At 65.3% G+C, this 6,590-nt stretch carries 5 protein-coding genes; 2 read left to right on the top strand and 3 right to left on the bottom strand.

The features are described 5' to 3' along the window. Positions 1-1,522, bottom strand: a 1,522-nt coding sequence (locus tag ACRDUX_RS12735) for a coniferyl aldehyde dehydrogenase (RefSeq protein WP_526414388.1), incomplete at its 3' end; no start/stop codon positions are given. 116 nt (positions 1,523-1,638) lie between these two features. Here ACRDUX_RS12735 and ACRDUX_RS12730 point away from each other — a divergent pair. Beyond that, positions 1,639-2,847, top strand: a complete 1,209-nt coding sequence (locus ACRDUX_RS12730) for a cytochrome P450 (protein WP_526414387.1) — start codon at positions 1,639-1,641, stop codon at positions 2,845-2,847. A 16-nt stretch (positions 2,848-2,863) separates the two neighbouring features. Here the strand turns inward: ACRDUX_RS12730 and ACRDUX_RS12725 are convergent, their stop codons facing one another. Together ACRDUX_RS12725 and ACRDUX_RS12720 are read right to left on the bottom strand one after the other, a co-directional pair. Then, positions 2,864-3,712 carry a mycofactocin-coupled SDR family oxidoreductase gene (locus tag ACRDUX_RS12725; protein ID WP_526414386.1) on the bottom strand — a complete coding sequence of 283 codons (849 nt, stop codon included), beginning with the start codon at positions 3,710-3,712 and terminating at the stop codon, positions 2,864-2,866. A gap of 27 nt (positions 3,713-3,739) precedes the next feature. Next, positions 3,740-5,203 carry an aldehyde dehydrogenase family protein gene (locus ACRDUX_RS12720; protein WP_526414389.1) on the bottom strand — a complete coding sequence of 488 codons (1,464 nt, stop codon included), beginning with the start codon at positions 5,201-5,203 and terminating at the stop codon, positions 3,740-3,742. 255 nt (positions 5,204-5,458) lie between these two features. Between ACRDUX_RS12720 and ACRDUX_RS12715 the strand changes: the two genes are divergently transcribed. After that, a partial coding sequence (locus tag ACRDUX_RS12715; protein ID WP_526414385.1) for a thiolase family protein occupies positions 5,459-6,590 on the top strand: 1,132 nt, incomplete at its 3' end.

The following is a 6,590-nucleotide window of genomic DNA, read 5'->3' as shown; positions in this document are numbered from 1 at the left end:
ACTCCACCCCGTGCGCCTTGAGTCGCTTGTTGGTGCGCTTCCGGGCCATCCGCAGCGAGAAGTTCGCATACGCCTTCATCGGTCGGGTGAACGGAGGCGCCGCAGAACCCGTGACGCTGAACGGCAGGTCGGTGCCCACGACCGAGCGCTGATGACTGAAGGTATCGAAGCCTGCCTTCCCGTGGTAGGACCCCATCCCGCTGCGGCCGACGCCGCCGAACGGTGCCGCTGACGGAATCATCTGCGCGGCGAAGTCGTTTCGTGCCACCCCACCGCTGCGCGTACTGCGGACGAAGTCACGGAAGTACTCGCCATCCGGCCCGTACCAGTACGCCACCAGCGGCGCCGGGCGCCCGTTGATGTAGTCGATGGCCTCGGACAGTCCTGCGTACTCCATCACCACCAGGACCGGGCCGAAGACCTCCTCGGCGGCGATCTTCATCCGGTCGTCGACGTCGCGAACGATGGTCGGCGCGATCTTGCGCGTCGTCCGGTCCGGCAGCACCTCGCCGCCAGGCGCAACCGATTCGACGCGGGCGCCGTGGGATCGGGCGTCGTCAATCAGCCCGACCACCCGATCGAAGTTCGCGTCGTTGACCGACGAGCAGTAGTCGCCATTGGAGACGACCGTGGGGAACATCTCCCGCAGCGTGTCGCGCGCGACGTCCACGAACGCCTCGACCCGATCGCGAGGCACGAAGACGTAGTCGGGACAGACACACACCTGGCCCCCGTTGACCATGCGCGCCTTGGCGATTCGCGCAGCCGACCGCCTGATGTCGGCATCCGGGGACACCACCACCGGATTCTTGCCACCGAGTTCCAGCGTGACGGGAACCAGGTTCTGCGATGCCGCCCGCGCGACCATGGCGCCAACGGAGGGGGATCCGGTGAAGAACAGATGGTCGAAGGGCAGGCCCGAGAAGGTAGCCGCGACGTCGGGACCGCCGGTGATGACCTGCAATTCGTCGGCGCCGAAGTACTGGGGAACCAGCCGTGCCAACAGTTCTGCGGTGCGGGGAGTGATCTCCGAGGTCTTGATCATCACGCGATTGCCAGCAGCGAACGCGGCGGTGGCCGGAAGTACGACGAGGTTCAGCGGGAAGTTCCACGGACCGATTATTCCGACGACGCCGAGCGGCGTGGATTCGACGTGGGCCGTCATCCCGAAGAGCCTGGCGGCGCGCATGATTGCGCTCGGTCGCATCCACTCGGCGAGGTGCGCCCTGGTGTGTTCGATCACCGGGATCATGCCGACCACCTCGGTGAACAGTGATGCCGACCGTGATCTGGTGCCGAAGTCCGCTGCCATCGCCTCGACGAAGTCGTCGGTGTTGTCGAGTACCAGTGCCAACAGCCTGTCGATCCGGTTGCGCCGGACGGCGACGCTCGGAGGGCCCCCGGCGACGAACGCCTGGCGCTGAGCGTTGAGGACTGCGCGCAATTCGGCGTCGAGCTGGTCGGCCTCGTACTGGTTGGCCTCGTGCCGGTGTGCGTCGAGGTGTTCCTCGGTGATACCCATGCCGCCTCCGTGGTCGATGGACCGCGGTTCAGCGGCCTCGCACTGGCTGTACACTACTGTAATCGTTACAGTAGGTGCGTGCAGCAAGTCTGCCGACCTCGCGCGGGAAGGGTGCCGTGGATACCGAAGTACAGGCCGAAGTGCCCGCTGAGGAACGAGCCAGGCGCATTCGTGACCCGTATCCATTCTTCGCAGACAAGCGCGCCGAGGCGGGTGTCTTCCGCGGCAGCGTCATGGACTACTCCAAGACCCCGGAGAGCATGCGGCCCAAACAGAACTATGCCGCCATGTCCTTCAGCGCGGTCAACACGGTGTTCCGCGATGGCAAACTGTTCAACTCGGCGATGTACGACGCGACGATCGGTCTCTTCATCGGCCCGACGATCCTCGCCATGGGCGGCACGACGCACCGCGAGCACCGCAACCTCGTCTCGGCGGCCTTCAAGTCGAAGTCCCTGGTTCGCTGGGAACCCGAGATAGTCCGGCCCATCGTGAACGCGCTCATCGACGAGTTCATCGACGACGGTCAGACCGATCTCATCAAGAACTTCACCTTCGAGTTTCCGACTCGCGTGATCGCGAAACTGTTGGGACTGCCCGAAGAGGACCTTCCCGCATTCCGCAAATGGGCCGTCGACCTCATCAGTTACACCGTCAAGTACAAGCAGGCGTTCGAATCGTCTGCGGCACTGAAGGACTACTTCCTGGTACAGATGGAGGCCAGGAAGAACAGTCCGACCGAGGACATCATCGGTGACCTCGTCACGGCGGAGATCGATGGCGAGAAGCTGACAGACGAGGCCATCTACTCCTTCCTGCGCCTGCTCCTTCCCGCAGGTCTGGAGACCACCTATCGGTCCTCTGGCAACCTGCTCTACCTCCTGCTGTCGCACCCCGAGCAGTTCACGGCGGTACGGGAGAACCCCGAGCTCATCGGACCCGCCATCGAGGAGGCGCTGCGGTTCGAGACACCACTGACCACCGTGCAGCGATTCGCCTCCGAGGACACCGAACTGGAGGGCGTCGAGATCCCCGCGAACTCAGTGGTCGACGTGTGCATGGGATCTGCCAACCGCGACGGGACGCGGTGGGAACGTCCGGAGGAGTTCGACGTCTTCCGCAAGCGCACCCCCCACATCACCTTCGCAGCGGGCGAACACACCTGTCTCGGTTTGCATCTGGCCCGCTTGGAGACCAGGGTCGCCTTGGAGTGTCTTCTCAGCCGGTTGAAGGACATCCGACTGCTCGACGATGGCGATCCGCACATCCACGGTCAGCCGTTCCGGTCACCCAACGTGCTTCCGGTCAACTTCGACCCGGCCTGAAACATCCCGCGCGAGCTCACCCCTTCCACGGCACCGACTTCACGTAACCGCCTGCGTCGATCCGCAACTGCGTTCCGGTGATGTACCGCGAGGAGTCGCTGGCCAGGAAGACCACGGCATCGGAAACGTCCTGCGGCTCGATGTAGGGCACCGGCATCGCCTGCATCATCGAGAAGGTCGCCTCGGCATCCTCGCGGGTCGGCTCCTTTAGATCCGGTCGGAACACCCTGTACATACCTTCGTTCTGCAGCATGTCGGTGTTGACGTTCGTGGGGTGCACCGCATTGACGCGGATCATCCGCTTCGCGAGCTGGATCGAGAGATCGTTGACGTAACGCGCGACGATCTGTTTGGCCAGGCTGTATGCCGATCCCCCCGGCCCCTGATTGGTCGCGCTACCCAGTTGCGCCGCAAGCGATCCCGTTGCGATGATCGAACCACCGTCGCTGATGTGCGGCAAGCTCGCCTGGATCACGTTGAACACGCCCACCAGATCGGTGTCGATGGTGTCCGACCACGACTGGATGGTCTGGTTCTTGCCCATGGCGCAGATGCCGGCATTGGCCACCACGACGTCGAGCCCGCCGAGTTCGGCGACTCCGTCCGCAATCGCCTTCCACACCGCGCTTCGCTCGCGCACGTCGACGATGGCGGTATGACACCGCACCGCTTCCTTCTCGACCATCCGCGCAGTCTCGTCGAGGTCCTCCGGCCGCGACAGCGGATAGGTGTTGCCCTCGAGGTCGGCGCAGATGTCGAGGGCGATGATGCTCGCGCCCTCGGCAGCCAGATTCACCGCGTGCGAACGGCCCTGTCCGCGTGCCGCCCCTGACACCACGGCGATCTTGTTGTCCAGCTTGCCCATTCGTGTCGTCTCCCTCTGGCCGGTTGCTCAGCTCTGCCGGGGCGTCCGGCAGGCGATGGTCTTCGTCTCCAGGTACTGCTGAAAGCCCTCGATTCCGCACTGACGGCCGATGCCCGAATTCTTGTAGCCGCCGAACGGTGCATCGGCACCGTAGAACATCCCGCCGTTGACACCGATGGAACCCGTCCGGATGCGGCGGGCTATCGCCATACCGCGCTCGGCCGAACCCGACAGCACTGCACCGGCAAGGCCGAACGCGCTGTCGTTGGCGATCCGGACGGCGTCGTCGTCATCGTCGAACGGGATCATCACCAGTACCGGACCGAAGATCTCCTCGCTGGCGATGGCAGCGGAGTTGTCGACCCCGACCACCACGGTGGGCTGGACGTAGTAGCCGCCTGCCAGTTCCGCCGGGAGGTCCTCGAAAGCTCCTCCGCCGATGGTGATCTCGGCGCCGTCGCGACGAGCCCGCTCGCAGGCGTCCAGTACCCGATCCCGCTGGCTGGCGCTGATCACGGGGCCGACCAACGTCTGCGCCAATGCAGGGTCTCCGACGGGCACCATTCCGAAGGCCGCGGTCACGCCGTTGACCGCCTCGTCGAACAGCGATCGGTGAATGAGCATGCGGGTGGTCAGGGCGCAGGCCTGACCCGCGTGCACGCACACCCCGACCGCGCTTGCCATGATCTTGGCCGGGTCGACGTCGTCGGTGACGATGAGCGCCGACTTGCCGCCGAGCTCGAGGAAGGTCCGCTTCATCGTGTCGGCGCCCTGGCGGATCAGCAGCTTGCCGACGGCGGTCGAGCCGGTGAACGAGATCATGTCGACGCGGGGGTCGGTGGCGAGCAGTTCCGCGACGTCGTTGTCGGGTGTCGGAACGACTTGGAGCACTCCCGCAGGAATGTCGGTGTGCTCGGCCACCAACCGGCCCAGCCGCGTGGCGTTCCACGGCGTGTGGGGATCGGGTTTGAGGATCACCGTGTTGCCCGTCGCCAGGGCGGGTCCGAGCTTGTTGAGGATGACCTCGATCGGGAAGTTCGACGGGGTGATCGCACCGACCACGCCGACGGGCTCCTGCACGACGGTCCGCACGTTGCGGTCGCCGAACAGCCCTCCACCTTCGAGATGTCTCTCCCACTCGAAGGTGTCGATGAGACCGGCGGGATAGCGAAGGGATTCGGCGAGCGGCCAGTCCAGCTGCGCCGTGGTGATCGTCATGTCCGGACAGCCGACCTCGGCGATCAGCTCCTCCCGCAACTGATCGCGCTCGCCCTCGATCGCCGCCTGCAGTTGTTGAAGGCAGCGCTTTCGCAGCGGACCGTTGGTCGACCAGTCGGTTTCGTCGAATGCCCGGCGGGCCGCACCGATGGCCAGGCCCATGTCCTGCGCACCTGCTGCCGCCGGGCCCCCGAGTACTGAACCCGTTGCTGGACTGACGTTGTCGAACTCGGCTCCTGACATCGAAGCGACGAGCTCGCCGCCGATCAGCATCCGCGGCTCTGCGCGTTGCGCCGCACGCCTGCCGATCTCCACGCTGGGCGCCACGTCGTTGACTTCGCTCACCAGCATCTCCCACTGGTCTCTCGAGTCTCGAGCGACGCACGGATGCGGCAGATCACGGGCATGTGGTCGATCACGTGGACTACGTTACTGTAAGAGTTACAGTTGACACACCCCATTCGCACAGGAGGTCGATCGTGCAGAAGGCCACCTTCGCCTTCCAGCCGGTCCAGACAGGGACGTGACATGAGCAATGACGTGGCAATCATCGGCGTCGGCATCCACCCCTTCGGCAGATTCGAGGGCAAGTCCGCGATGGAGATGGCGGTCGACGCGATCTTCGCCGCGGTCGCCGATGCCGGGGTGGAGTGGAAGGACGTCGGCGCCGCAGCGGGTGGCAGCTGGACGGTCGCCAATCCCGACGCGATCGTCGGCATGGTGGGGCTGACGGGAATCCCCTTCACCAACGTCTTCAATGCCTGCGCGACGGCAGCCAGCGCGGCGAAGGCGTGTGCCGACGGAATCCGGTTGGGCGACTATGACATCGGCATCGCGGTGGGCCTGGACAAGCATCCACGCGGCGCCTTCACCGAGGACCCCGCGCTGGTCGGCATGCCGCGCTGGTATGCGGAGAACGGCCAATACCTCACCACTCAGTTCTTCGGCATGAAGGCCAACCGCTATCTTCACGACCACGGCATCTCCCACGCCACCCTCGCCAAGGTCGCCGCCAAGAACTTCCGTAACGGCGCGCTGAACCCGAACGCGTTCCGGCGCAAGCCGATCCCCGAGGACGAGATCCTCAACTCGGCGATGTTGAACTACCCGCTGACGCAATACATGTTCTGCGCGCCTGACGAGGGCGCCGCCGCGGTCGTCATGTGCCGCGCCGACATCGCGCACCGCTACACGAGCAAGCCGGTCTACCTACGGGCCGTCGAGATCCGCACCCGCAGCTACGGCGCCTATGAGGTGAACACCACCTGCGCACCCGTCGAGGAGGACGTCTCGCCAACGGTGTACGCATCAAGGGCAGCGTTCGAAAGGGCAGGCGTGGCACCGGCAGACGTCGACGTCATACAGTTGCAGGACACCGATGCCTGCGCCGAGATAATCCACATGGCCGAGGCCGGCTTCTGCGCCCACGGCGACCAGGAGAAGCTCCTCGCCGACGGTGCCACCGAGATCGGTGGGTCGTTGCCGATCAACACCGATGGCGGGTTGATCGCCAACGGAGAGCCGATCGGGGCGTCAGGCCTACGGCAGATTCACGAGCTGGTTCGCCAGCTGCGGGGCGAGGCCGGCGAGCGACAGATACCCGGCGCACCGCGCGTCGGGTTCGCCCAGCTCTATGGCGCACCCGGCACGGCAGGCGCGA

Origin of the sequence: Mycobacterium sp., assembly GCF_050701675.1 — a bacterium.
Lineage (GTDB): Bacteria > Actinomycetota > Actinomycetes > Mycobacteriales > Mycobacteriaceae > Mycobacterium.
The sequence above is the reverse complement of the archived record's forward strand: the minus strand, read 5'-3'. Positions and strand labels throughout refer to the sequence as shown.

Bases quoted from the DNA above. Each gene is read 5' to 3' on its own strand.
- ACRDUX_RS12725 (WP_526414386.1), bottom strand. From the start codon at position 3,712: ATGGGCAAGCTGGACAACAAGATCGCCGTGGTGTCAGGGGCGGCACGC.
- ACRDUX_RS12720 (WP_526414389.1), bottom strand. From the start codon at position 5,203: ATGCTGATCGGCGGCGAGCTCGTCGCTTCGATGTCAGGAGCCGAGTTC.